Below are 25,824 nucleotides of genomic sequence, written 5' to 3'. Positions count from 1 at the left end.
TCTTTTGATTAAGTCTTTAACAATAAACATTTTAAGATTAGTAGCACAAACCAGGACCATGGTTTGTGCTACTTTTTTTATAATAGAAATGAAATTTAGTAAATCCACTGGAATATCTATTATGGTTTCGTTATAAGTATCTCCACCTCGAGATAATTGCCAATTACTACCCAATAAATGTCGTAAGTTTCGTGAAATACATCATAAGTGCCCAGAATTATATAATAAATCTCTTAAAATATGTCGTAAGTAAAGATAAAAAAAACTTAACCCAATGAATTTAGATCAAGGTATTTTAATCTCTATGTTCCTTCTTCATCTAGTAGATATCTTGCGGCAGGTGAAATCTCATATGTTTCTTTTGTAATGTATTTACGTTGATCTTGTTGCTGCTTAAATTTTCGTTTCTAAGATAGAACACGTATAATAACCTTTTATAAAACTCAAACTCAACAATAAAAGAAATTACTTTCTAGGTGGGATACCAAAGCGAAACACACTTCCAAAATCTCTTTAAGAAAATCGTAGGAACCCCACCGGGTAAATATCGAGAACTCTACAGGGACCGCCATGAACGCCATGGCGACGGTTCTCGTAGTTTTTAATGAAGTTAGCTTTGACCGCAAGGACTGTCCAGTTAGGAAATGAGGGAGTAAAATGGATTTGCCGATCGAAGAGTTAAAAAAGATAGTCAAGAACTTACCTGAACCTGAAGTTAGATCGTATTTATACCATATTCTCTTGAGTACGAGTTTATTGGAATGTAAAGAATATACAGCTGTTGAATTTTCATATCAAATGAAAGAAATATACAACCATATTTTATATCCAAAGGACCCGATTACCACTTTTACTAGTGAAGGAAATTATCAAAAAGTACATATCACCTTTGGATATCAATATTTAAAGCCAATTTTAAAAGAGATGGGGATACATGAAGAAGAGCCAATCATTTCGATTCATGACAACTTTGCCGTTGCACCAATAACGAATTTACATACTGAGAGTAGTCAAAAAACACGATATGAATGGATAAAAAGCAGCCTACGTGGTCTCGAAGAAGAGGTAGATGAATATATAGAAGAAATTCAAAAGGCTTATCTTCAAATTCATTCTATTCCTAAAGATGTACCGATTAACATCTGGGTTTGTGAAAATGCCCATGAACAAACCGGTCTTCTTTTTGTATTGTTCTTGTTAAAGGAAAGAGCAAACACAATTACCATCTTCAATACAGCCAAGCTTTATAGTGAAGTGTTTAAAGCGAAAGCGAAAAAATATACTCCCTTACATTCTGGGGAAATCCTTTCAGAAGAATTAAGCGCCCTATTCAAATATGGACAGGAAAATCAACTATGTTTAACAGAGGTGGAACGGAATCAATTAGAAAATCAGTGGGTATCTCTATCGGAACACAATGGAACGTTAAGATTATGGGAAAATGGAGAAATAAACAGTGTTTCAGAAGATTATTTTGATGAATTTATCATTAAAATGGCCCAAAAAATACAGGGAAAGCGGAAGAAAAAAGTATATATTCCAGCGTTGCGAATAATTGGGGAAGTCTATGGTCGTATAGAACAATATGTGGAGACGACTTTTTGGAATACCGGCTTAGAAAATTAATCGAACAAGGTTCCTTTGAATATGAGGGAAGTTTAGAAGCCATGCGATCCTACAGTATTAAATTAACTTGATAGAACGCCAACAGAACCTAGTATAAAAAACAAAAATAGTGTCAATTCTATTAGAAAAACATAAAAAGTTTGCTAGAGGAGTTGGAGGATCAGGGACATGAACAATCTAACAAATATTTATCATGATCTTACTGCCATTAAGTCGTTGGAATTAGAGAATTGCAACCATGAACTGAATAACAATCACAATGAAACAATAAAAAAAGCATTAATGGTATATCGAACCGAACTGCTAGAATGCTTAGAAATGTACAATCGTTATTTAGATAAATAAACATCCCCAGGCTAACCAAAGCCTGGGGATGTTTTTAAATGTAGCTGTCTGTAAAAATTAAACCCTTAGCGAGCCGCGGAAACCCCTTGCAGCATAGTAGGATTCTGCTCCATTGTGGTATACAAAGACAGTATCGTAGCGGCGATCACAAAAGATGGCCCCGCCAAGTTTTCGAATATCAGCTGGTGTTTGCACCCAGCTCGACGTTTTCAGATCAAAATTTCCAAGTTTCTGCAGCTCCCGGTATTGTTCTTCCGTTAAAAGTTCAATGCCCATGGCAGCGGCTAAATCAATGGCGCTATTTTCTGGTTTATGCTGTTTCCTGGACTCCAGCGCTTCACGGTCATAACAAAGACTTCTGCGGCCTTTAGGGCTTTCCGCTGAACAATCATAAAAAATGTATTCGCCCGTCTTACTATCATGACCAATAACATCCGGCTCACCGCCAGTTCCTTCCATTTCATTAAGCGACCACAATTTTTCAGGATTAACTTCGAGCCTAGCTTGTACTTCAGCCCATTCAAAACCTTCATGTCGGTTGATGTTTTTCTCAAAACGGGCTTTCAAAGTACTAAGTAGTTCCTCAGTTTGTTCCAGTGACAACTCCATGATTATCTTTGTCATATTAGTTCCTCCATTGTTTTAACCTTTTTCATGTCTTCTTCCTGCCAAATATGTAGGATAGGCTAGATCATCATTCTCCATTATAAGCTTTATGTAATTTTACTAGATCAAATTTCTTCATTTTAAGAAATGCTTCCGTTAGGCGCGCAAGCTGCTCTGGAGTGCCTTTGCCCATCATCTCGTCCATCTCAGTCGGCACAATCTGCCAAGATAAACCAAACTTATCTTTCAGCCAGCCGCATTGCTCAGCTTCAGGTACAGCCGAGAGCCTTTCCCAGTAGTAATCAATCTCTTCTTGTGTGTCGCAATATACCATAAATGAGAATGCCTCGTTAAAATTGAATTTGTGCTTATGCGCGCTATCCATTGCGGAAAACCACTGATTTTCAAAGCTGAAATCAGAGAACATGATGGTTCCTTCTTTGTCAGGTTCCATACCTTCAGGGTAGCGGGCGACAAGTCCCTGCTTTGCGTTCTTAAATACCGATAAATAAAAATTAATCGCCTCTTCCGCGTGACCGCAATTATCGCCAACGAACAATAGTGACGGCACTAACGGAGGCCGCTCTTCACCTTCCGGATTGGTAAGCATTAACTGCCAGGACAAACCATACCTATCCTGAATCCAGCCAAACTTTTCACTGAACGGATACTTATCAAGTGGCATTAAGGCTGTGCCGCCTTGAGACAATTTGTTCCAAACCTCATCTAATTTTTCTCCCGCGTCCTTTTCCCGTGATGGGTCAAAATTTACGATAAAAGATACCGATGGATTGAGTTTGAAATGAGGCCCTGCGCTAATTGCCATGAACTTCTGGCCCCAGACTTCAAATGAGACAATATCTGAGTCGCCTGATGGAGTATCATGGATCGTTGTTATATTCGTAATTTTCGAGTCTGGGAATATGGAAGTGTAAAACTCGGCTGCTTCTTTTGCCTCCTTGTCATACCATAAATGCGGAACGATTTTTTGATTGGTTATCGTCATCGTTCTTCCTCCTTAATTTTATTTAACAAGAATGTGTCCAAAATTCCAGTGTAAAGTGGTTATCATTCCTATTCATTTTTACCATTTTCATCCTGTTGTTAAACCTTTCAAAAGCAGCTACCGCCCCCGCCATGAATTGGCAACTTCTACTAACAAGTTTTTTTCTGAATAATGCTTCCTTTCTCTTGAAACAATAATTCCGCCTAAACCGCCGATCAGGAACAAAAAGAGTACATGGCAAAAATAATTGATGATACTATCAACCGAGGAGATATCTGAAACTTGTTTGAAAAAAATGATAGAATACACCGAGATAAATAGAATAGCAGCAATGATACCGCCTAGAAATCTCCAATAAACTGCAATATGTAAAATAATTAAATAGGCCAAGGGAGACAGCGGGCTATCGATTCCTCCCGTTAATGGGACAAGGGCAGAAAAAGCAATAAAGTCAAAGAATGGGCCGCATTTAGCCATACATGTGTACGCCCTCGATCCTTCCGGTGACTTATGTAAAAAATAATCTGAAACACCCATATAGATAAATCCAAAAACAACCAACGGTATAAATAGGGTAAGTTTTATATGAACTGGCTTTTCAACATATTGAAAAGTGAAGACAGAAATTGACACTACTAAAAAAAACCAGCGCAAAGAAGAAAATATAATTTCAAGTGCATGGTCTGAATGATAAGCATCCTTTAATATAAATTTCACTTCATCCATCCACATCCTGCTAAGCATTTTCTTTTTTCTTAATTATAATGCAAAAGATGAAGCAATCTACTAGAATTTGTTAAATATTTTGAATTTATGACAAAAATGCCTTCCCTGAACGGGAAGGCATTTTTTATCGTTACACATCCTAGAGCTAAGGTTCCATGTCAATTTAATTCACTGAGCTATTCGGTGCACCTAAAGTTTTTTCCATTAAAACAGTTTTCACTAAAAATCCATTTGGATTCGTTACAACTTCCTCCTTAGAAATAAAATAACCCAGGGACCGGTATAAACTAATATTTTTAGGTAATGACATTCGAACACGACAAGCCATTTTCCTTTTAGAATTGTCATAAGCATATTGTTCAAGCCACAATAACATAGCCTTTGCTATTCCTTTACCTCTTGCTGAGGGTATCACAGATACTCGCGAAAAATATAAAATATCCTCTTTCATGGTAAACCTGCAGGAACCTAGAGACCTCCCATCTTTCAAGCATAATAAAGCTTTCTCTGAATTACTCTTAACAGCAATTTGTAATGCTTCTAACGATTCATTAATGGCACTCGAAGGAACTTCAAGTGATCGATATTCTTCAAATGCTTCTAGCATAATCTGGAAAACAACGGGAACATCCATTTCTCTTGCGATTTTAATCTCCATTTTCATAACCCCTATTTAAGCTAAAATTAGAAACTGTGTTTCGTATAATTCAAATTTTATATAAGTCACTGTTTTTCGACATCAACTATGTTAGATTTCTTAACAATGTAATTAACCAATCTTTAACTAGTTCTTGTACGAGTTCACGTTTTTCAATTTGAAGCATATGACCGGCTTGATCCAAAATGGAATCAAACTTCGGCCATGTGAAGGCAGATCAATATATATTCTCTGAAAACCTATTAAGTTATTAAAAATAGGCTCCAGCCATGATTTCATTGATCTATGGTCAGTCCCCATTGAATGTAATATTAATATCGGAAATCCACTGCCAATTACTTCATAGTTAATACTTCCTTTGGTAACTATACAATTCATGATAATTTTCCCTTTTTAATCTACCTTTAACGAAAACTCACCAACAATTCGATGATACCCTTATTTGTAAATATTCACCATCCAAAATAGAAAAGTTTTTGATGACACTTCTCCTTCTTACACGAGAAGATGCCTTCAAAAACTCAGAAAGTGACACTCCTTTTCAAACTTATAATAATTTTTGCATTAAATTCCTTGTTTCTAAATAGAAAAATTCCCGATAAATCTGATAACTAGAGGGTGGGTTTGATTGAAGTTGGTTCAGAGAACTTGGCAGGTTCGCTTCCTTCCCCTCACCTAGATTTTTAAAATATTCACTTAAGCTTTTCAAATGATTTCCTACTTCGATTTGATCATTTGATAGCAGCTGCCCGGCCTTTTCCCAATCTTTCAAGGTTCCTACTATTGTTGAAACATACTGGTATCCCTTTTTCATCTTTTCCATTTTCATTTGGTACGTAGAGAGAATGGCTGCATGCTTTTTACCAAGAGGATTGAATTTTATGCTTTTGGAAGCCAAGTCTATTGTAGCTTTCGTATTATGTAACTCCTGTAGAAAAAGATTTATTTTGTACTCCATTACTTGTCCCTTTTCCCCTCCCCATTCCAAATGGACCCAATTGGAGAGTTCTAAAAGTATGTCAGACAGCTGAAGGGCTAATTTTTCAGTAGCTGCCACTGCTTTTTTTGTAAAGTCTGGCGGAGATAAAAGCATGTGAATTAATATCGTGATGATTACTCCAATGATTGTGTCCAGTATCCGATCTACTGAATAATCCTTTGACTTCCGTTCAAACGTAAAGATTAAAATAACAGTGAGGGCAACCTGATGTAAAACCGTTTCATCTAGTCTCAACCACTTTGCTATAAATGTAGAGCCTAACAATAAAAGGCCCAGTATCCAGCCATTCATGTCCAGATGGCTTGCTAGATAAGCCGTTAAGATGATACCGATCATGGTTCCCAAAATGCGGTGAATGGAATATCGAATCGACTGATCAATCGTAGTTTGCAGACATAAAACAACAGAAAGAGGCGCTAAATAGGGATGGTCCGAGCCAACTAATTTTGCTAATTCCCAAGAAACGGCGGATCCAATAGCCATTTTCCAAATCAATGCTGTTTTATTTTCTACCATCCCTTTTTTCTTTTTCAAAACAATCTCCCTTTCTTCCTTCCATCTTCATTAGGTTTCTGTTCCTCAAATATCTTTATACCCAGCATTTTCAAATTAATCGACACTCATTCGACTAAATACCAGATAGGCTATACTATTCAAACGTTTGATTGAAAAAGCTTAAAGTATTGATTTATAAGGATCCGCCCTGCGATGTACGCACAAAGATTGTCGAAGAACTTTTATATATTCCGCAGGAAATAACTCATCTTTTTACAAAATCAGATGGGCTTCTCGTAAACTTTCAGTATTCTATTTAATTCTCGGCTTTTCGAACCTATACAAACGTTTAATTAAAATTTACCTCAACCCGTATTCTGCCTAGATTTTTCCGATGAAAAGTATAAAAAGAATGTCGATGGATGACCAAATTCAAATCAAATCACTCATAATATTAATGCCTTTTTAGCATTCTAATCATAGGACATTTAAAACTATACGAAGGGTGATTAGGTGGATTTCTCGTTTATTTGGCAATCTTTCGTTTTAATTTTAGCTGGTATTTTACTGATAAGAATTTCCGGTCGGAAATCAATCGCACAGATGACACTTTCGCAAACTATCCTTATGCTATCGATTGGTACAATCATTGTTCAACCGATTGTTGAAAAGAGTATGGTAAAGGCGATTGGAGGAGCAGCGGTTTTTGTGGCAACAGTCATGGTTGTGGATTTTTTACAACTAAAATTCAATGCCGTTGAAAAATTTATCACAGGTAAAGCCAAAGTAGTGATTGAGAATGGGGAAATCAATCAGCAAAATTTAAAAAACCTCCGCCTAACCGTCGATCAATTAGAAATGAGAATGCGAAATCTAGGGATATCAAAAATGAAAGATGTAAAATATGCAACGATTGAACCGAATGGATTACTTGGGTATGAATTGAATGAGGATGCTAAGCCTTTAACTACGGGAGAGTTTAAACAGTTAATGAACACATTTTTTACTAAATCCCTGGATTCAAACCAGATGACATCTCCTAGTAATCAAGAGACCACAAGCATTTTTGAGGAACTTGAGGGTAAGCAGAAAAATAATCCGAAATATCTGCAATAAGCCAGAAAACCAACGATCCAATTGAGGGATCTGGTTAAGCAGCCGAGCTGATAATATAGAAGGAGAATTTCCGCTTAATTCATATTTATTATTAAAAAAGGCTTAAATAGCCGGAGAAATTCCGTCTATTTACCCGAAAAACTTAAAAATGGGAGATTTTGCTTTGGTTAAGCGGAAAATCTCCTCTTATTTCCACCCGAAGCGAGCCCCATTCTGCATTTAACCGGAAAATCTCCGTTTATTTTACTTTTGCTGGTTCATCGATTAAGGACAACCTTTATATATCTTACACATAAACACGCACTAGATTACGTCCTTCGTTTTGCAGCATATAAAGCCTGATCCGCCTTATTCAAAAGCTGATAAAGTGTTTCCTCTGTCTCTTTCACTGCCTCGGCCACGCCACTACTGAAAGTTACAGGAATAACTCCTTTAGTAGTCATTAGCGGTTGCGCCTCTACGGATTTGCGCAGCTTCAAAATAATGTTTACCGTTTTCCGAAAAGGAATATAAATGTATCGGGTTACTCATCCAAAATAAAAACAAAATGGTATTAATTTGATCCTCTTAGTTCATGAACTAGAAAGTCCTAATCAGCCAATCTTTAACTAGTTCTTGCACAAGTTCACGTTTTTCAATTGGAAGCATATGACCTGCTTGATCCAAAATGACAAATGTGGAATTTGGAAATTTATCTATTAGAAAATAGTGGTCTTTATATCCACAGATGGAGTCTAGTTTCCCTAAAATAACGAGAGCCGGTTGTGAAAGGATATCTGCATCAGTAAAGGGTTCCTCAGAAAAGTAATACCCTTTTTCTCTCCAATTTGACGCAAGGAACTCACGATTGGCTAATAATCGTCCAGGTTGAATTTCGTTAAGAAAATACTCTAAGTTCTCTTTCGTTTGATAGGTCATTAATGTTTCAAACGCTAATCTAATATCAGAATCCAACATATGTAATTTAGACGTATCTTTGACATATGCTATTTTTTTAGGCAGGACTCTTTGGTTCAGATGAAGAGCAGGAGCCAGTAGGCATATACTCTTTACATGATCGCGTCTCTTATGCAAAATACCTTGAGCTAAATATCCACCATAGGAAAAACCAATGATAGAAAATTCTTGGTTAGGTATTGTTTGATCAATAAAATCTAAAATGTTAACGACCATATCATCGGAAGAACTGAAATCCGCATCAATTAAACTTCGGCCATGAGCGGGCATGTCGATATATATTCTCTGAAAACCTATTAATTCATTAAAAACAGGCTCCAGCCATGCCTTCATAGACCTATGGTCAGTCCCCATTGAATGTAATATTAATAATGGAAATCCACTTCCAATCATTTCATAGTTAATACTGCCGTTGGTAACTAAACAATTCATGATAATTTCCCCTTTTTAATATACCTTTAACGAAAACTTTTACTTTTTCATAGTTTCTTAAAGATTTTAGTTAACTTTATGATGATTGTGTGCGACCAGAACCGTCTCATTGGTCTTCCCTTGGTCTTTGATTTTATATCCAAAGTAAATGGCAGCAATGGTAAAGACGATGAATCCCATCATCCCCTCACCGTTTTGGGTAAAGATATTACCCTTTAATAGACCAGGTTCATTTTTATTAAGAATATGAATTCAGTATCTTATTTTGAAAAATAAAAAACAACCCCAATGTCGAGGTTGCTTAACAAACCCTAAACTCCTCAGTCCCCCATTGCGTTAAAGCAGCGGGGGACTGACCCCTTTTTTCTTTATCTTACTTTTTCACGGCATAGTTTTAATACACTATTAAGCAAAACATTAGCACCTTTTGCGCAGTCTTCATAGGAAGTTAATTCATCCTCACGATGACTGTAGCCATTCACGCTTGGTACAAAAATCATTGCCGTTGGTATATAAGAGGCGATGAATTGGGCATCATGACCAGCGCCGCTATACATTCGATTTTCTTTATAGTCTAACTCTTTGCAAGTAGATTCCACAGCATTGATTACTTCTTCATTAAAATCAACTGTATCTCGATCCCATAGAAGTGTTGATTTGGTTGAGCATCCATTTGAATTTTTGGGTAATTGTTCCACGATCCGGCTTACTTCGGCAATAACCCCAGGATCCTGATGTCTTGCCTCTAAAGTAAAGGTTACCTCTGAAGGAATCACTGTATGAATATTAGGATAGGCATTGATCCTTCCGATGGTGTATACAAGATCCGAATCTAATCTCTGTAATTGTTTTTGCATATCTGCAATCATATTAGCAGCAGTGAACATTGGATCTTTACGCATGCTAATCGGTGTGGTACCTGCATGATTGGATTCTCCACTGACAGTGATTTCGTAGCATACCATTCCTAGCACACCTACTACAACACCGATATCTAAATTTTTCCTTTCAAGTACAGGTCCTTGTTCAATATGCAGTTCGATATAAGCGCTCGCTTCTTTTAACCGATTTTTCACAGGTCCCTCGAAACCGCTTTCATTTAATGCTTGAGCAAATGTAATGCCATTTCTATCTGTTGATGCGAGCATTTTTGTTTTTTCAAACTTTCCGGATAACACACCGGAAGCCATAAGAGATGGCTCAAACCGGGCCCCTTCTTCATTTGTAAAATTGACAATTGTAATTGGGTAGTCTAACTCGATATTTTCATCTTTTATCGTATAGACCGTCTCTAAAGCAGTTAGCACACCGAGCACACCATCAAAACGCCCGCCTTTGACAACAGAGTCTAAATGAGAACCGATAACAATAGGAGGCAAGTTTTTCTTTCCAGGTAATGTGGCATACATGGTCCCCATATCATCGTAGGTGACGGTCATTCCTATTTCTTCACATAATGTTTGGAATTTCTGACGTGCTGCGATATCCTCCGCAGATAATGAGAGCCTCGTTACTCCGTTGTTATCTGTTTTGCCAAACAAACTAAATAAATCAATTAATTTTTCAAGTCGATTCGGATTACACTTTATCACAAAGAGCCCTCCTTTAATTATTTTGCCAATTCTTCTACTACCTCGGAACTTTCTCTTGCTGCAAATGTGTTAGTTAGTAAACTTACACCTACTCCAATGAAAATATTAACCGCAATGGCTACAAAACCAATGTTGATATCATTAATGACACTTGGAATATTTGGGAAAATATTTACTAATTTAAATGCAGTGACTGAATTAAATAATACGATGGAAACACCTGTTATAATACCGGCAATCGCCCCGTACGCATTCATAAACTTTGTTTTATAGAAACCAAAAATCAGCGCAGGCACTAATTGAGTAATTAAACCATAGGACATGATGTTTAAAATAGCCAAAGCTTCTCCGCCGAAAATACTGAAAATATAAGCAGTTAAAATAATGAATAAAACAAATAATTTAGACACGGTCAGCTGCTGGCGATCGCTTGAATTTGGCTTAATTAACTTATAAAAACCTGTCATTAACCCAACTGCTCCAGACATGACCATAACGGATACCGGTACCAACGCCGTAAGTACGCCGGCCCCGCCAACAATTCCTACAAACCAAGGATCAAATGTTTGCATCGTGAGACGTAACAGTGACAAGTCACCGTCAGCACCTTCTAAACCAGGTACTTGAATAATCGCTGAAAATCCAATAAAGAAGGCAAATAAAATTAAAATCGTATACAACGGCAGCGTGATCGCGTTTTTCTTTAATGCACGTTCACTTCTAGCGGATAATACTACACTAAACGACTGTGGTAATAGGTAAAAACCAAATGCATTTAATACGATGGTAGAAATAAACCATGACTTACTAAGGCCTTCAGATGCAAAGGTTAAAACTTCCGGTTTAGCGGTTTGAAGGGCTTCGAATAAAGGCCTGATTCCGCCAAAATAATGATAAGGAATATAGATACCTAAGAATACAATTACAAATAAAATCATGATATCTTTTAATACGGCATTCCAAGCAGAACCATGGATACCAGAGACAGTAACATAGATCGTCACAATCGCTGCACCGATCGTCGAAGCCATCAATGGTGAAATGGTTCCATAAGAAGCTTCTGATACGATGATTCCTAGTCCTTTTAATTGGATGACGATATATGGGATGAGCGCGATTAGACCGATGAAGGCGACAACCAAACCAAGTGCTTTACTTTTATAAGTTTTCATAAAGTATTGGGGCTGTGAAATAACCCCATGCTTGTTCGCAAACCGCCAAATTTTAGGGACCATCCAATAGGACAGCACATAGGCCAAGCAAATATAGGCTGGAACATAGTAAGCTGCTGCACCTTTTGAATAGGCCCATCCGCTGCCGCCTAAAAAGGTAAAGGTTGTGTAAACTTCACCTGCAATGAGCAGGAATACAAATAGTGTGCCGAATCCCTTATTCCCAACCGCGAATTCATTGACGTTCATTTCTTTTCCACGGGTTGCTCGAATTCCTAAGTATAAAGCGACAATCGCGACGAGAAAGATAATGACCAAAGCACTGTTCATTACACTTCACTTCCTTTATTTGCAGGATCTAACTTATACACGATGAGCAGAACAACCGAAGATAGAATCATCCATAATACAATCCAAAATAGTAAGAAAGGCACTCCTAAAACATACGGTTCTATACGATCAGCTAATGGCAGAAGGACACACATTCCAATGAAAGGAATAATCAGTAAAAGCTGCGCATACTTTCTCACTTAATTCCCACTCCAATCCTATTCTTGTTTTTTTCATAAACAATTTCACCATCTAGCATCGTTGCATCCACTTTAATGTCGGTTATCTTTTCGATAGGACTGTTTAATAGAGAAGTATCTAATATCACTAAATCTGCCAATTTGCCTTCTTCAATGCTGCCTTTAATCTTTTCATCAAAGCTTGCAAAGGCCGCGTTATACGTATACATGCGAATGGCATCCATCAGAGACACTTGTTGTTGATGTCCAAAAGCTGTACCTTGTCGGGTCAACCTGGCAACTGCTGTGTAAATGCCCACAAGTGGGTTAACGGTTGTGATCGGAGCATCTGAGCCAGCGGCGGTGATGATGCCTTGGTTCAGTAAGTCCTTCGCTGCATACATATAATCAGTTCGCTCACCATAATTGCGAATATAACTTTCACCGAATTCATATGGGAAAGATGGATTGAGTACCGGAATAACATTTAGCCCCCTAGCCTTTTCTTGCAAGTCTGGCGGACATATTCCTAAATGCTCGACACGATGGCGATGATCATCGCGTGGATGTTCTTCTAATAAACGTTCAATCACACCCAAATATTGCTCAATCGCCTTATCCCCTTGGGCATGCACGGTAATTTGATAGTCATTTTGATGGGCTTCTGAAAGGATGGAATAAAGTTCATCTTCTGTATACATCAAGTAACCGTAATTGTCCCCATCACTTGTGTAAGGCTCACGCGTAGCGATGGTCGGTCCTGTACTGCTGCCATCCGTAAATAGTTTGGCAGGGCCAATTTTGAAAAAGTCATTGCCCGTATGGGTCATGACACCCGCCTTTATCATGTTTTTCGTAAAGTTTTCGCAATCGTTTAGACTAGCAATCATGGCATAAGTCCTAACTTTTAGTTGCTTTTTATTTGATGCCTTTTGCATGATTCTAAAGGTATTTTCGTCAAATCCTCCTGCATCGTGGACACTTGTAATTCCATTCGCAAATAATTGTTCTTGCGCTTTTGTCAGCGCCTCGAACAATTCTTCATCACTATAAGTCACATTTTGATTAAATTGTAAAAAGGCATTCTCGATGAGGCGGCCTGTAAACTTGCCGTTGTTGTCTTTTTCGATGGTTCCGCCTGGAGGATCAGGTGTAGCTGCATCAATATCGGCTAACTTTAAGGCTGCTGAATTCACAATGCCGATATGCCCGCAGGTACGGGTAATGACGATTGGGTGTTCTTCTGTTAATTGATCAAGTTCCTGAATGGTGGGATAACGTTGTTCTTCTACCATTAACTCGTTGAATCCAAATACGCGAATAATTTGTCCACTTTTCGCCTTTTGAACAATGGCTGCTAATTTTTCTAATAGCTCTTCTATCGAGTTGATCGAGGGTTCTTTACAGTTGAGGTGCATTAATGTATTGCCGTATAAAAAAAGATGCATATGAGCATCAATCAGACCCGGTAAAACAGATCTTCCATGCAAATCAATGACCTTTGTTGAGGAGTTAATGCGCTTTTTAATTTCTTCTGTTGTTCCTACTGCTGCAATTTTGTTGTCTTCTATCAAACATGCTTCAAATACTTCGTTTCTACTATTCACTGAAATGACTTCACCGTTTAATAGAGCTGTCTGATTCATTAGTCCACTCCTTTATCACAATTTTTAGATTATAACAAAAATAAATATAACATAGCTTTTTAGCCTCTCGGTATGAACATAATGTAAAGAAGTTTTCTTAACCGTTTTACATTATGTTATATTATTCTTTGTAAGCGCTTTTTTGGAGGGAGGATCAACATGTCTTATTCGCTAACAGTTCAAGATTTATTTGATAAAAAACATTTCCAAAAAGTGGAAATGATAGCAGGTCATGGCGGGGTTTCCAATACAATCAAGTGGGTTCATATACTAGAATCGAAAGAGATTACTAGTTTAATAAAGGGTAACGAGTTAATTTTAACAACTGGTATTCAACTCATTGAGGAAAAGACTCTATTCAATTTTGTAGAGCAACTGATCGCAAAAGAAGCAGCCGGTTTATGTATTGAATTTGGTGAACATATTCAATCAGTACCACATCAAGTAGTAAAGCTGGCTGATTTTCATCGTTTCCCTATTCTTGTGTTTAGCGAGATCGTCCCCTTTATTGAAATAACACAAGAAATACATAGTGTATTAATTAATCAACAGTATGAAATGATCAAACGGCTGGAGAATTATTCTCAAGAAATCAACAAATTAACATTAAAGATCACTCATTATGAACATATTTTACTGAGACTTAATAGATTTTTAAACATGAACGTTGCCTTTATCATCAACGGTCAGCAGCCATTTTTTATACCAAATGAAAAACACCAGGTATATAAGAACTTAAGAGACACTTATGAAACAAAGGGGAGTTCAAGGCACTTTGCCAAATGTGAAGTAAATATATTAGAAGAACGGTATGGAGAAGTATGTATTTTCACAGAGGATCGTACGATTAATGAGTTTGAATTGTTGGTATTGGATCGAACGGTTATTGCCCTATCACAATATTTGTTACGCAGTTTATATATAGAAGAGAAACAAAATATGCACTCCCGAATGTTATTAGAGGCTTGGTTAGGTGGAACGGTAGAAGATTCTGTAATCACCTCCTTTTTAAAGGAACAGAGTTTTCACCATTTGTTAAATTGCTCTTACTTTGTTTTAATCGATCAGATTAAGAAATCCAAAAAAGAAAATGATTTAAATTATTACAAATTATACTCCCGGAATGTTTTTGAAAAAAAAGGATTCGTTTTATTTCTATTAGAAGAAAAACAACGGCTCATTTATATTATTGCGGATATCTATGGACATGATCTAAAACATCGGATTATCGAATGCATTGAGAAAATCAAGGACTTTAGAAAGAATCAAAAATATATAGATCTATCTGTCACTACGGCTGTCGGGCAGATTGTCAAACAATATAAATTAGTCCATCAAAGTTACGAAACGGCACAGGATACCCTGTTAATCCGAAGTAATGCTGCTCATCTTTCTTATTTTTATGAAGATCTATACTTACATCAATTAGTTCTTCAGCTGCAAAAAAATAAAGCCATTATGGATTTAGCCAAAAGATATTTAGAGCCCCTCTATGAATACGATGCTAAAAATAATGGGAATCTGATTGTAACATTACAGGTTTATTTACAATGTAATTGTCAGAAAAATGAGACGGCTGAAAAGCTATTTATTGTTCGTCAAACGTTATATCATCGTTTGTCTAAAATTGAAAGCTTAATAGGCAGTGATTATATGCTTCCCCCTAAGCGTCTTGTTGTTGAATTAATGCTGCTCGCTACTCAATTTAATTTCCAGTCTGCAGATGTTGAAAATCTCTCTTAAGAAAGAGGGATTTTTTTTCGTGAACGCTCTATAATGGTGCCTGTTGATTTCCGCTCCGGGCACTTCGCTTTCCGCGGGCGGTCCGGCGAGCCTCCTCGTCGCTGCACTCCTGTGGGGTCTCCCCTGCCCAGTCCTCCCGCAGGAGTCTTCGTGCCCTCCACTCCAATCAACAGGGTGCCAAAATAAATAAACAATAAGCTTTAACACAGCCTTTGCAAAAATAGTTGTCAATATGTGAAACGTGTTTCGAAAACGTTTTACATTGTGTCTGATGATTATGGAGTCATAACCCTTCACAATAAAGACAGACGAAACAAATTGTAAAGGAGTGACTCAGGATGGGTAATGTTCAAACAGGTGAAAATTTAGTTACGAAAGATGAGAAATATCTTTGGCATGCAATGAAGCCGTATAACCCGCAATCTACTTCCATCATTCAAAAAGCGGAAGGTGCTTGGCTGACAGATATTGAGGGCAATCGTTATTTAGATGCCATGTCGGGATTATGGTGTGTAAATGTTGGTTATGGAAGAGAAGAAATAGCAAAAGCGGCCTATGACCAACTTCTAGAGAACAACTATACACCATTAACAAATGGGCATCCTACGGCGATTTTACTTGCTGAAAAAATCAGCGAATTATTAGGTGGAGATTATGTAGTATTTTTCTCCAATAGCGGCTCAGAGGCAAATGAAACAGCATTTAAAATTGTCAGACAGTATTACCAGCAAAAAGGGCAAGGCAGCCGTTATAAAATCGTATCTCGTTATCGTGCCTATCACGGGAACTCCATGGGAGCACTTGCTGCAACAGGGCAAGCAGAACGGAAATATAAATACGAACCATTAGCACCAGGATTTATTCATGTGAAAGCGCCGGATCAATATCGCTCCAATGAAGATGGATTTAAGAATCCTAGCGATTTACCTTCCGTTAAAGCAGTAGACGAAATCATGACCTGGGAACATTCAGAAACCATTGCGGCGATGATATTGGAGCCGATTATCACAGGCGGCGGGGTTATTATGCCTCCGGATGATTACTTAAAGGGTGTAAAAGAAGTTTGCGAGAAGCATGGCGCCTTATTAATTGTCGATGAAGTCATTTGCGGATTTGGACGGACAGGAAAAGCCTTTGGCCATCAACATTATGGGGTTCAGCCTGACATTATTACCATGGCAAAGGGACTTACCAGCGCGTATATGCCACTTTCAGCAACGGCAGTAAAGAGAGAAGTTTATGAGGAGTTTACGAAAAACGGCAATTATGACTTCTTCCGCCATATCAATACATTTGGAGGCTCTCCAGCAGCATGTGCCGTGGCATTAAAAAATCTAGAAATTATGGAACGAGAAAATCTATTTGAACAATCTACCGAAATGGGTGCGATTTTACTAGAAGAGTTAAAAGCGAGAATTTCACATCATCCTCACGTCGGTGATATTCGCGGAAAAGGATTGCTTGTTGGAATCGAGCTCGTCGAAGACCGCAATACAAAAAATCCTTTGCCTGTAGAAAAGGTTAATCAAGTGATTGCTAAGTGCAAAGAGCAAGGACTCATTATTGGAAAAAATGGTGTAACTGTTGCAGGATATAACAACGTATTAACCTTATCTCCACCATTAAATATTACGTTGGAGGAAAAGGATTTTATTCTAGCAAAATTAGTTCAAGCAATTGAATCCTTATAACCATACGAATCTCTTAAAATCGAAAGGAGAACAGGCAGATGACAAACATTACTGATGTCAAAGAACTTACACATTTTATTGATGGAAAAATGATCAAAGGTGAAAGCGGCCGTTTTTCAGAAGTGTTCAACCCAGCAACAGGCGAAGTTATTGCGAGAGTACCATTAGCTTCCTCCAATGAAGTGAAAGATGCCATAAAAAAAGCAGAAGCCGCCTTTCCGGTATGGCGTGATCTCTCCGTAGCGAAGCGTGCAGAAATTGTCCTGAATTTCCGAAACTTACTAAAGAAAAATCAAGATAAGGTAATCGAATTAATCTGCGTCGAAAGTGGGAAAACAGAAGAAGACGCAATGGGTGAAATTACGCGTGGATTAGAATCAGTAGATTTAGCGATTAACGCGCCTCATTTCATGAAGGGTGAATACTCAGTAAATGTGGGCGGACAAATTAATGCCTATTCAGCTAAATATCCACTTGGTGTAGTGGCAGCCATCTCTCCCTTTAATTTTCCAATCATGGTGCCATTAGCGCAAACAAGCATGGCAGTAGCAGTCGGAAATGCGGTTATTTTAAAAGCTTCTGAACGTGTACCTATGACCGCTTTATATATTTGTGAATTATGGAAAGAAGCAGGCCTTCCAGATGGTATTTGGACAGTCATTAATGGTGATAAAGAGGCGGTAAATGAACTACTTGAAAATCCAACTGTACAGGCCATTTCATTCGTAGGTTCGACACCAGTAGCACACTATATTTATGAAACTAGTGCGAAATATGGCAAACGTGTGGTTGCCTTAGGAGGCGGCAAGAATAATATGGTCGTTATGCCTGATGCTGATTTAGAACAAGTGGCGAATGCTTTCATCAGTGCAGGATATGGGGCTGCTTCACAACGGTGTATGGCCATTTCTACCCTAATGCCGGTCGGACAAGAAACGGCGGATCGCTTGGTAGAAATTTTAAAAGAAAAGGTTGATCGCTTAAAAGTAGGTGCTTTCACAGACGGTGCAGATTACGGCCCAGTTATCTCCTTGCAAGCAAAAGAAAACATCTTAAAAGCAATCGATCTCAGTGAAGAAGAAGGTGCAACACTCGTCTGTGATGGCCGTAATAAAGACATTACCAAAAATGACGAAGGATTCTTCCTGGCCCCAACATTACTTGACCATGTGAAACCAGGTATGAAAATTTATGATGAAGAAGTTTTCGGCCCTGTTCGTAATATTGTCCGTGTTGATAGTTTAGAAGAAGCCATTAAATTAATTAATCAGCAAGAATTAGCAAATGGTGTAACAATCTATACCAATAATGGGCTGGCAGCTAGAAAATTCACTACTGAAATTGATGTAGGAATGGTCGGTGTAAATGTACCAATTCCAATTCCAGTAGGCTTTCATAACTTTGCTGGTTTTAAGGGCTCAAGATTTGGCGACGGGCAAATGTTTGGCCCAGATCAAGCGCGGTTCTATACGAAGACCAAAACAGTTTCAGAACGCTGGTTATCATCAAGTGATAATAATGATCTTTCATTTGCATTCCCTAGCAACAAATAATAGAGCCGGTTAAGAACAGTGCCTGTCATTCCCCGAATCATGTTGATGAATTAGGGTGGTGTCAGGCACTTTTGTAGGAGGGCTAAAGGTGAAACAAGTAAAAATCAGTGCATGCCAATTTCGTGTAGAAAAAGTAGATTCATTTGAAGCATTTGAAAAACAGGTGTTGGAACTAATCGATCAAGTTCCTTCTGATACAGATTATGTTATATTCCCAGAACTTTTTACAGTAGGACTCCTTGCAAGTTTCCCTGATGCAGATCAGTTAACCACTGCTGATTTAACCAAGATAGATGATTACACAGTTCAGTATAAAGAATTGTTCCGGCGTCTTGCACAAAGTAGACAACAAGTCATCATTGCCGGCTCCCATTTGGAAAAGCGGGAAGATAAATATTTTAATATCGCCTATATTTTTGATCAAAATGGGTCTTATGTAGAACACAAAAAAACGCATATTTTTCCTGCTGAGGCAAATTGGCAAACATCCGAAGGAGATACGCTAGAGGTATTTTCTATTGGTCCTGCGAAAATCGGGCTGGCGGTTTGCTATGAAGCGGAAATTCCTGAAGTGTCCCGAATTTTAAGTGTAAATGGAGCGGAAATCATTTTCTGTCCATCCTACACATTTACAGAAGCAGGATTCTGGCGGGTACGCCACTCGGCACAGGCACGAGCAATCGAAAATCAAGTATATTTTGTTCACTGCCCGACTGTAGGTGAGCCTGGAGCTCCGCTGCCAAATGGCTTTGGCCGTTCCTCCATACTAAGTCCATGCGACCTGGCTTGGACGCCAAACGGAATTGTGGCAGAAGCCGAAACAAATAAACATACCGTAGTCACTGGTACCGTTGATATTGATGAACTCTATGAAAATAGAAAAACAGGTGCCGCAACTACCTTTATGGATCGCACCCGCCGTGTAGATGTTTATTCAAAATATGAGCCATACAAGTCCATAAGGGTCAGTCCCCCACTGCTTTAACGCAATGGGGGTCTGACCCAAGCCTTTTTTAAAAGCTCTACACCTAATTGTATTTCCTCACATGTAAGATTACTGAATCCGAGCTTAATTATTGCTTCATCAGAATGATTTTTTATGAAATAGATGGAGGTAGGATAAACTTTAACCCCATACATGGAAGCTCGCTCGATTAACCACTCTTCAGAACGATTTAGATGTACCTTAACTAAAACGTACAAACCAGACTGTTCCCCAATAATGGATATAGTTTTGTTGAAGTGTTTGATTAATTCTGAAACTAAGCACTGCATTTTTCGCTTATACACAAGTCGCATCCGTTTAATATGGCAATTCCATTCCCCCTCTTCCATAAATTTAGCCATTGTAAGCTGGCTAATAAGGGAAGTGGTACTCTCGAACTGATTAAATCGGTGTTTATAACGGTTTAAAAGTCTCTGTGGCAGCACCATATAACTTAGACGGATTCCTGGAAGAAATGACTTAGAGAAATTCCCAAGGTAAATAACCTTTGTTGAATCAATGGAAGCAAGTGCTGGAAATGGTTGCTGCGTATATCGAAATTCACTATCATAATCGTCTTCGATAATAAATCCGTGTTTCTTGTTAGCCCAATGAATAAGCATTTGCCTTTGTTGAATAGACATACTTACTCCTATTGGACTTTGATGGGAGGGTGTGACATAGATTAACCCTGAATTCATTTGTTCTAATTTTGAAAAATCAGCACCTGATTCATAAACTGGTAAAGTTTCAAGCGTGAAACAATGAAATTGAAAAGCCTCCCTTGCTCCATCATAACCTGGGTCCTCTACAATAATACTAGTGAAATCCTCCTTCAGGATTTGTCCGAGATAAATCAGCATTTGTTGGGTACTACTGCCGATTATGATCGCATTTGGATCTGTTTTGACCCCACGGGATTGGAGTAAATATGCGGCGATTTGTTCACGCAAGCACAGTTCACCAAAGGGTTCCCCGTATCGAAAGCTCTCCTGTAATGTTAAAACTTGATTGCCTATTCTCCTCCAAATTTTCAGAGGGAAATGGCTTTGATCTACGGCTCCTGCTCGAAAGTCAATAAGGCCTGGTGTCACCGGCTTTGGTTGCTCTTTATTAGGAAGAACGATGGCATCTTGAAATAAAAGTGGATCTAATTCATTTACAATATACCCTTTTCGACCCTCACCACGAATATAACCTTCAGCTACAAGCTGCTCATACGCCATTAATGTCGTATTCCGACTTACTTGTAGAGAGTCTGCGAGCCCGCGAATGGAAGGCAGTGGGTCACCAGCTGGTATGTCGCCACTCTCAATAAATAATTTAAACTGCTCGTAGATTTGTTTGTATTTGGGCGAATCATCCTTAAAAGCAAAAATGGTATTTTTCATTTACAATACACCTTTGACATGTTCTTTTATTCATAATTGTACCTTTTTATATGTCAGTTGGCATAATAAAATATTTTATATGAATACCGCCAATTACAAAGGCATAATGAAGGAGGAGATAATCGTGTATATTCCTAAACATTTTAAACTAGAGGACGAAGAAGTGATTTATGATTTTATCGAAAAATACGGCTTTGCCACTTTATTTTCCCAGCATAACGGAGAACCCTATGCTACCCATCTTCCCCTCACATTAAATAAAGCTGAGCGTGCCTTATATGGTCATTTTGCTCGCCCAAATGAACAGTGGAAGGATATTGAGGACCAACAAGTTCTTGCGGTTTTCCAAGGTCCTCACTGTTATATTTCACCTTCTTGGTACGAAACAATGAAGGCCGTACCTACTTGGAATTATGTATCTATTCATTTATATGGAAAGATGGAGATTGTCGAGGAACCAAAAGTAATATTTGACTCTTTAAATGACATGGTAAAAAAATATGAAAGACCAGATAGCTTATACCATTTAAATGATGTAGATTCTCAATTTATCGAAGGAATGAGCAAAGGGATTGTAGCATTCAGAATAAACATCTCAAAAATTGAAGCAAAAGCTAAATTAAGTCAAAATCATCCCGCGGAACGACAAGAGTTAATTATTAAGCAGCTAGAAGGAACTTCCCAACATGATAATATACAAGTGGCATCTCTTATGAAGAGAAATCTACAAAAATAAAAGTTAATTTAAGTGATTGCGCCGATTTCAAATTTGAATCGGCTTTTTTAATATTGATAACAGCAGTCTTCAGAATTTATGCTGTTCCCTCACTTAATTATTTTTATTATTTCGAAAAAATTTTTAAACTTGTATATTGTTCATTTAAAAAACATGTGTTAGTATTGATTCAAGCTTGGTTTATCCGATAGACAAACTAAGTTTATATTATTGTTTATTTTTTAAAAATATTTCTAGATAGGTAGTGAAAGCAGCAATTCACATTAAAAAGGGTATCCAATTTTCTAACCATCTCTGAAAGCGGTTAACGCTAATTCCTTGGCTAAAAAAGATTTGAAAGACTTAATTTTTCCAGAGACTATATTACCAGTATCTACTAATGTAAGCGGATAAGTGATTTATAATTTGGCTAAAAAGGAGATTGTGACATGGCTTTAATGGAATCAACAGTTAAACAAATGAACAAAAATACTCAAAACATTCAACATAACGAGTACCATAAGCTCAGCCTTTCTGAACGGATTGGCTACGGTCTTGGGGACTTTGCCCAAAACCTAGTATTTGGTACAGTCGGAGGTTTCCTAGCTCTCTATCTGACTACCGTTAATGCCATTGGTACGGCAGCAGCTGGGTTCATCTTCTTGTTTGTCCGTATCGTCAACGTATTCTGGGATCCGATGGTTGGTACCTACGTCGATAAACATACATTCAAGCACGGAAAATATCGTCCTTGGCTTCTGATTGCAGGTATTCCACTTATTATCTTATCAGCGATGCTCTTTGTTCCAATTCCAGCCATTCGTGGTTCAGTGCCCATCGCCTTTATCACTTACTTTCTGCTCGACTTGGTTTATTCAGTGGTTAACATTCCTTACGGTTCGCTGAATGCTTCACTCACACGTGACCCTGAATCCGTAGATAAAATCACAACTACTCGTATGATGCTGGCTAACATTGCTAACCTTTTGGTTTACACACTGTTTCCAATGTTTGTCCAAATGGCAGCCCCATTAGACCGTTCGGCCAAAGACACAGGTTTCTTTGGTCTCAAGCTCAACATGGGTACTTATACGGATGTATCTGCAAGTCACGCTTGGTTTGGGGTTTACATGGTTTACATGGTACTTGGGGCTGTGGCGCTGTTCTTCTGCTACCGTCTTACAAAAGAACGTGTTGTCGCAACTGCAGAACAATCTGCAGAAGTGAAAGCTACTGATCTGTTCGTTGAATTGAAGCACAACAAACCACTCGTTATTCTAGGTCTATTCTTTATGCTTGCTTTCACCTTCATGTTCTTCATGAATACAGTGAATGGCTTCTTTAACCAATACACGGTCAACCACTCAGACTGGATGGGTGCAGTAGGTCTCATTGCCTCCATTCCTGGTATCGCTTTCCCACTCTTCTGGCCAAAATTGAGGAAAATCTTTGGTAAAAAGGGATTCTTCCATTTCTTCCTTGGTATGTTTGTTGTTGGTGAAATCCTTACTTGGGTATGGTCGTTAGATGGCATGCATGATTCACTCTTACTTGCCTATGTTTCAACCTTCATCAAACAATGGGGTCTTACTTCAGCAACAGGTTTCATGTGGGCTCTCGTTCCTGAAGTTGTCTCTTATGGTGAAATGAAGTCTGGCAAACGTAACGCTGCTATCATCAACGCGATCATGGGTCTCTTCTTCAAGATTGGCTTCACTCTTGGTGGTGCCATTCCGCTCTGGTTCCTTGCGGCTTACGGTTTTGATGGAAATGCAGCGAAGCAAACGGCAAGTGCGCTTTCCGGTATCAATATTACAGCTATCTGGATTCCAGCAGCACTTGCTATCGTTTCGATGATTGTTATGGCTCTTTACCCGCTTTCAGATAAAGACGTCGAAGATATCAATAAGCAACTCGATGCTTCTCGTGCGAAAGCAAAAACTCTCTGAACTGTGAGTCACAAATAGATACTATTAAAAATACAAACCCACTCAAATGAAAAAGAGTGGGTTTGTTGTGTTTACCCACCCTCATAGCGATAATCCCTCCGCATTAAAACTATCCTTTCAAGACCTTGCTGCTTTGATCAAATCAAAGTTTGCAGAACCATGACCCTCTATTTGGTTAACGGAGTTTCCTCCAATAGACCGGGAGATTCCTAATAAATAAAAAACTTAGTATATTTATTAAATAAACTAAGTATAGAAAATAAGGAAAAACCAATTCTAAGTTTTTCATTTGAATGATTGAAATGTCACCGCTTTCATTTATACTTGAAGCATCAAGTTCACATGAATAAAATGCTAATACTACTAGTAAAAGGGTAGCTTTTAAATATTCAGAATTTACATTTTTTATTCTATCACTCGAAAGTTAGTATGCCCACTGGATAAACAAAGTTTAAGTAAAATTACCTAATAATTACAGGTTTAGGTAAAAGGGCTAACTCATAAAATGAGTTAGCCCCTTCTCAGCTTAATCTTTTACAGTGCCTGCCGCAATAACCTTTTTCGACACAGGAACTTCATTAATCATATTGAAAGCTCCCCTCTCATTTAGTCCTATTCAACCCCAAACTTATATACCGTCGTCTTGGAATACAGATGATCCTTATCCAAAATCACTGATGGAAAATGAGGATGATGAATCGCATCAGGCAATGCCTGTGTCTCAAGACAAATTCCAAGATATTTAGCTGATTGAATGCCCCGGAATTCTCCTTCTGAATTTAAAGAATTTCCCGAGTAGACCACAACCCCGGCCTCATCCGTTTCAATTGTTAACGTCCGCCCGCTTTCAGGGTCCTTTAAAACAATTTCCGAATCATGATGTGTATGTAAAGGAAACGGGTGATCATATCCTTCCCCTACCAATATGTTTTGTGGATGCCCTGATCTTGTTCCGGTGTTTATGGGCCTTTCATTTCGAAAATCAAATGGCGTGTTTTCCACTTCAATAAAATGGCCGGTTGGCATGAATTCATCATCTAATTCAAGAAATTTATCGCTTTTTATTGTTAATGTGTGGTGCAAGATATCTCTCTTAAGATTGCCACTTAGATTAAAATAAGAATGATTCGTTAATGTGACCAATGTTTTCTTATCTGTCCCTGCTTTATAATGCACCAATAATTCATTCTTATTGTTAAGAATATAAGTGACTTCAATAGTAAGATTCCCTGGATAGCCTTCTTCTCCATCGGAACTCGTATACGAAAATCGAACCCCGCTTCCGATTATTTCCGCATCCCATACGACCTTGGAAAATCCTTTGATACCTCCATGCAGATGATTGTTATTTTCATTTCTTGCAAGCGTATAGGATTCTCCATCCAGTTCAAAAGAGCCGCCTTTAATCCTTCCGGCCACACGACCAGCAACGGCTCCAAGAAAATAGGGGTCATGTACATATTCATTGAGCGTATCATGCCCAAGTACGACATTTTCGAAATCTCCGTTTTTATCCGGAACAACAATTTTAGTGATTATACAGCCATAATTAATAGCTGTCACTTCAACACCATGATCGTTTTGAATCGTAAACGAAGAGATCGTCTGGCTGCCGAGTTCACCTGCGTACTCTTGGATGACATTCATTTTCATCTTCCTTCCGTCTTGTTAATTTTAGTCCCTAAATAATAGTCTGTGTTAAATATGTCTGTTGATTTCCGTTCCAGGCACTTCGCTTTCCGCGGGCGTGCCGGGGAGCCTCCTCGTCGCTTTGCTCCTTCGGGGTCTCCCCTGCCCCGTACTCCCGCAGGAGTCTCCGTGCCTTTCCCTCCAATCAACAGGGTGTCAAAATCAAGATTAACCTTTAACACAGCCAAATAATAAAGAGACTCGCCAAGTGGCGAGTTCATT

At 38.3% G+C, this 25,824-nt stretch carries 23 protein-coding genes and 2 pseudogenes; 9 read left to right on the top strand and 16 right to left on the bottom strand.

Annotated elements, in window-relative coordinates; translation table 11 throughout:
- The first annotated feature begins 657 nt into the window (after positions 1-657).
- Both FS608_RS23130 and FS608_RS30515 read left to right on the top strand, forming a co-directional pair.
- Positions 658-1,697, top strand: a pseudogene (locus tag FS608_RS23130) (DUF1835 domain-containing protein).
- Between the two features lie 97 nt (positions 1,698-1,794).
- Entirely contained in the window at positions 1,795-1,971 is a 177-nt protein-coding gene (locus FS608_RS30515) for a hypothetical protein (protein ID WP_186328866.1), read from the top strand.
- Positions 1,972-2,028: 57 nt separating this feature from the next.
- Here FS608_RS30515 and FS608_RS23120 read toward each other — a convergent pair whose 3' ends face one another.
- From FS608_RS23120 to FS608_RS23095, 6 genes and pseudogenes are all read right to left on the bottom strand, one after another.
- The gene (locus FS608_RS23120; RefSeq protein WP_144554917.1) at positions 2,029-2,595 is read right to left on the bottom strand and encodes a DUF4256 domain-containing protein; all 567 of its coding nucleotides are present in this window, start codon (positions 2,593-2,595) and stop codon (positions 2,029-2,031) included.
- A gap of 70 nt (positions 2,596-2,665) precedes the next feature.
- Positions 2,666-3,583: a VOC family protein gene (locus FS608_RS23115; RefSeq protein WP_144554916.1), complete on the bottom strand. Its 918-nt coding sequence runs from the start codon at positions 3,581-3,583 to the stop codon at positions 2,666-2,668.
- Between the two features lie 117 nt (positions 3,584-3,700).
- The gene (locus FS608_RS23110) at positions 3,701-4,309 is read right to left on the bottom strand and encodes a hypothetical protein (RefSeq protein WP_186328865.1); all 609 of its coding nucleotides are present in this window, start codon (positions 4,307-4,309) and stop codon (positions 3,701-3,703) included.
- A 163-nt stretch (positions 4,310-4,472) separates the two neighbouring features.
- Positions 4,473-4,973 (bottom strand): GNAT family N-acetyltransferase, encoded by a 501-nt coding sequence (locus FS608_RS23105; RefSeq protein ID WP_144554915.1) that lies wholly within the window; start codon positions 4,971-4,973, stop codon positions 4,473-4,475.
- Positions 4,974-5,156: 183 nt separating this feature from the next.
- Positions 5,157-5,345 (bottom strand): annotated as a pseudogene (locus FS608_RS31455) (alpha/beta fold hydrolase); the annotation flags it as partial.
- A 169-nt stretch (positions 5,346-5,514) separates the two neighbouring features.
- Entirely contained in the window at positions 5,515-6,483 is a 969-nt protein-coding gene (locus FS608_RS23095; RefSeq protein WP_144554914.1) for an FUSC family protein, read from the bottom strand.
- Positions 6,484-6,975: 492 nt separating this feature from the next.
- On the opposite strand from FS608_RS23095, the gene FS608_RS23090 reads away from it, so the two are divergent.
- Positions 6,976-7,578, top strand: coding sequence for a DUF421 domain-containing protein (locus tag FS608_RS23090; protein WP_260871783.1), 603 nt, complete (start codon positions 6,976-6,978; stop codon positions 7,576-7,578).
- A gap of 308 nt (positions 7,579-7,886) precedes the next feature.
- Here the strand turns inward: FS608_RS23090 and FS608_RS23085 are convergent, their stop codons facing one another.
- From FS608_RS23085 to FS608_RS23060, 6 genes are all read right to left on the bottom strand, one after another.
- Positions 7,887-8,021 carry a diguanylate cyclase domain-containing protein gene (locus FS608_RS23085; protein ID WP_260871782.1) on the bottom strand — a complete coding sequence of 45 codons (135 nt, stop codon included), beginning with the start codon at positions 8,019-8,021 and terminating at the stop codon, positions 7,887-7,889.
- A 136-nt stretch (positions 8,022-8,157) separates the two neighbouring features.
- The gene (locus tag FS608_RS23080; RefSeq protein ID WP_144554913.1) at positions 8,158-8,967 is read right to left on the bottom strand and encodes an alpha/beta fold hydrolase; all 810 of its coding nucleotides are present in this window, start codon (positions 8,965-8,967) and stop codon (positions 8,158-8,160) included.
- A 368-nt stretch (positions 8,968-9,335) separates the two neighbouring features.
- A complete protein-coding gene (locus FS608_RS23075; RefSeq protein ID WP_144554912.1) occupies positions 9,336-10,559 on the bottom strand; it encodes a Zn-dependent hydrolase in 1,224 nt (407 codons plus the stop codon).
- Between the two features lie 17 nt (positions 10,560-10,576).
- Entirely contained in the window at positions 10,577-12,061 is a 1,485-nt protein-coding gene (locus FS608_RS23070) for a sodium:solute symporter family protein (RefSeq protein ID WP_144554911.1), read from the bottom strand.
- Positions 12,061-12,261 (bottom strand): DUF3311 domain-containing protein, encoded by a 201-nt coding sequence (locus tag FS608_RS23065; protein ID WP_260871781.1) that lies wholly within the window; start codon positions 12,259-12,261, stop codon positions 12,061-12,063. Before FS608_RS23065 ends, FS608_RS23070 begins: the two co-directional genes overlap by 1 nt.
- Entirely contained in the window at positions 12,258-13,886 is a 1,629-nt protein-coding gene (locus tag FS608_RS23060) for an amidohydrolase (RefSeq protein WP_144554910.1), read from the bottom strand. Before FS608_RS23060 ends, FS608_RS23065 begins: the two co-directional genes overlap by 4 nt.
- A gap of 159 nt (positions 13,887-14,045) precedes the next feature.
- Here FS608_RS23060 and FS608_RS23055 point away from each other — a divergent pair, with 159 nt between their 5' ends.
- Complete coding sequence (locus tag FS608_RS23055) at positions 14,046-15,629, top strand: PucR family transcriptional regulator (RefSeq protein WP_144554909.1); 1,584 nt, start codon at positions 14,046-14,048, stop codon at positions 15,627-15,629.
- Here FS608_RS23055 and FS608_RS30910 read toward each other — a convergent pair.
- The gene (locus FS608_RS30910; RefSeq protein ID WP_222127399.1) at positions 15,626-15,799 is read right to left on the bottom strand and encodes a hypothetical protein; all 174 of its coding nucleotides are present in this window, start codon (positions 15,797-15,799) and stop codon (positions 15,626-15,628) included. The genes FS608_RS23055 and FS608_RS30910 overlap by 4 nt on opposite strands.
- Before the next feature lie 168 nt (positions 15,800-15,967).
- On the opposite strand from FS608_RS30910, the gene FS608_RS23045 reads away from it, so the two are divergent.
- The 3 genes from FS608_RS23045 to FS608_RS23035 all read left to right on the top strand — a co-directional run bounded on the left by FS608_RS23045 (position 15,968) and on the right by FS608_RS23035 (position 19,858).
- On the top strand, positions 15,968-17,320 hold the full coding sequence (locus FS608_RS23045; RefSeq protein ID WP_144554908.1) for an aspartate aminotransferase family protein: 1,353 nt from the start codon (positions 15,968-15,970) through the stop codon (positions 17,318-17,320).
- 38 nt (positions 17,321-17,358) lie between these two features.
- Positions 17,359-18,873 (top strand): CoA-acylating methylmalonate-semialdehyde dehydrogenase, encoded by a 1,515-nt coding sequence (locus tag FS608_RS23040; protein WP_144554907.1) that lies wholly within the window; start codon positions 17,359-17,361, stop codon positions 18,871-18,873.
- A gap of 88 nt (positions 18,874-18,961) precedes the next feature.
- The gene (locus FS608_RS23035; RefSeq protein WP_144554906.1) at positions 18,962-19,858 is read left to right on the top strand and encodes a nitrilase-related carbon-nitrogen hydrolase; all 897 of its coding nucleotides are present in this window, start codon (positions 18,962-18,964) and stop codon (positions 19,856-19,858) included.
- Here the strand turns inward: FS608_RS23035 and pdxR are convergent.
- The gene (pdxR, locus tag FS608_RS23030) at positions 19,855-21,249 is read right to left on the bottom strand and encodes a MocR-like pyridoxine biosynthesis transcription factor PdxR (RefSeq protein WP_144554905.1); all 1,395 of its coding nucleotides are present in this window, start codon (positions 21,247-21,249) and stop codon (positions 19,855-19,857) included. The two genes, FS608_RS23035 and pdxR, sit on opposite strands and share 4 nt — an antisense overlap.
- 124 nt (positions 21,250-21,373) lie before the next feature.
- Between pdxR and FS608_RS23025 the strand changes: the two genes are divergently transcribed.
- Together FS608_RS23025 and FS608_RS23020 are read left to right on the top strand one after the other, a co-directional pair.
- Positions 21,374-21,985: an FMN-binding negative transcriptional regulator gene (locus FS608_RS23025; protein WP_144554904.1), complete on the top strand. Its 612-nt coding sequence runs from the start codon at positions 21,374-21,376 to the stop codon at positions 21,983-21,985.
- Between the two features lie 428 nt (positions 21,986-22,413).
- Complete coding sequence (locus FS608_RS23020; protein ID WP_222127398.1) at positions 22,414-23,913, top strand: MFS transporter; 1,500 nt, start codon at positions 22,414-22,416, stop codon at positions 23,911-23,913.
- Positions 23,914-24,525: 612 nt separating this feature from the next.
- On the opposite strand, the gene FS608_RS23015 is transcribed toward FS608_RS23020, so the two are convergent.
- Both FS608_RS23015 and FS608_RS23010 read right to left on the bottom strand, forming a co-directional pair.
- The gene (locus tag FS608_RS23015; protein WP_144554903.1) at positions 24,526-25,560 is read right to left on the bottom strand and encodes an aldose epimerase family protein; all 1,035 of its coding nucleotides are present in this window, start codon (positions 25,558-25,560) and stop codon (positions 24,526-24,528) included.
- Positions 25,561-25,562: 2 nt separating this feature from the next.
- Positions 25,563-25,823, bottom strand: coding sequence for a hypothetical protein (locus tag FS608_RS23010; RefSeq protein WP_260871780.1), 261 nt, complete (start codon positions 25,821-25,823; stop codon positions 25,563-25,565).
- Between the last annotated feature and the right edge of the window lies 1 nt (position 25,824).

The organism is Bacillus sp. X1(2014) (assembly GCF_007678255.1).
The sequence above is the reverse complement of the archived record's forward strand: the minus strand, read 5'-3'. Positions and strand labels throughout refer to the sequence as shown.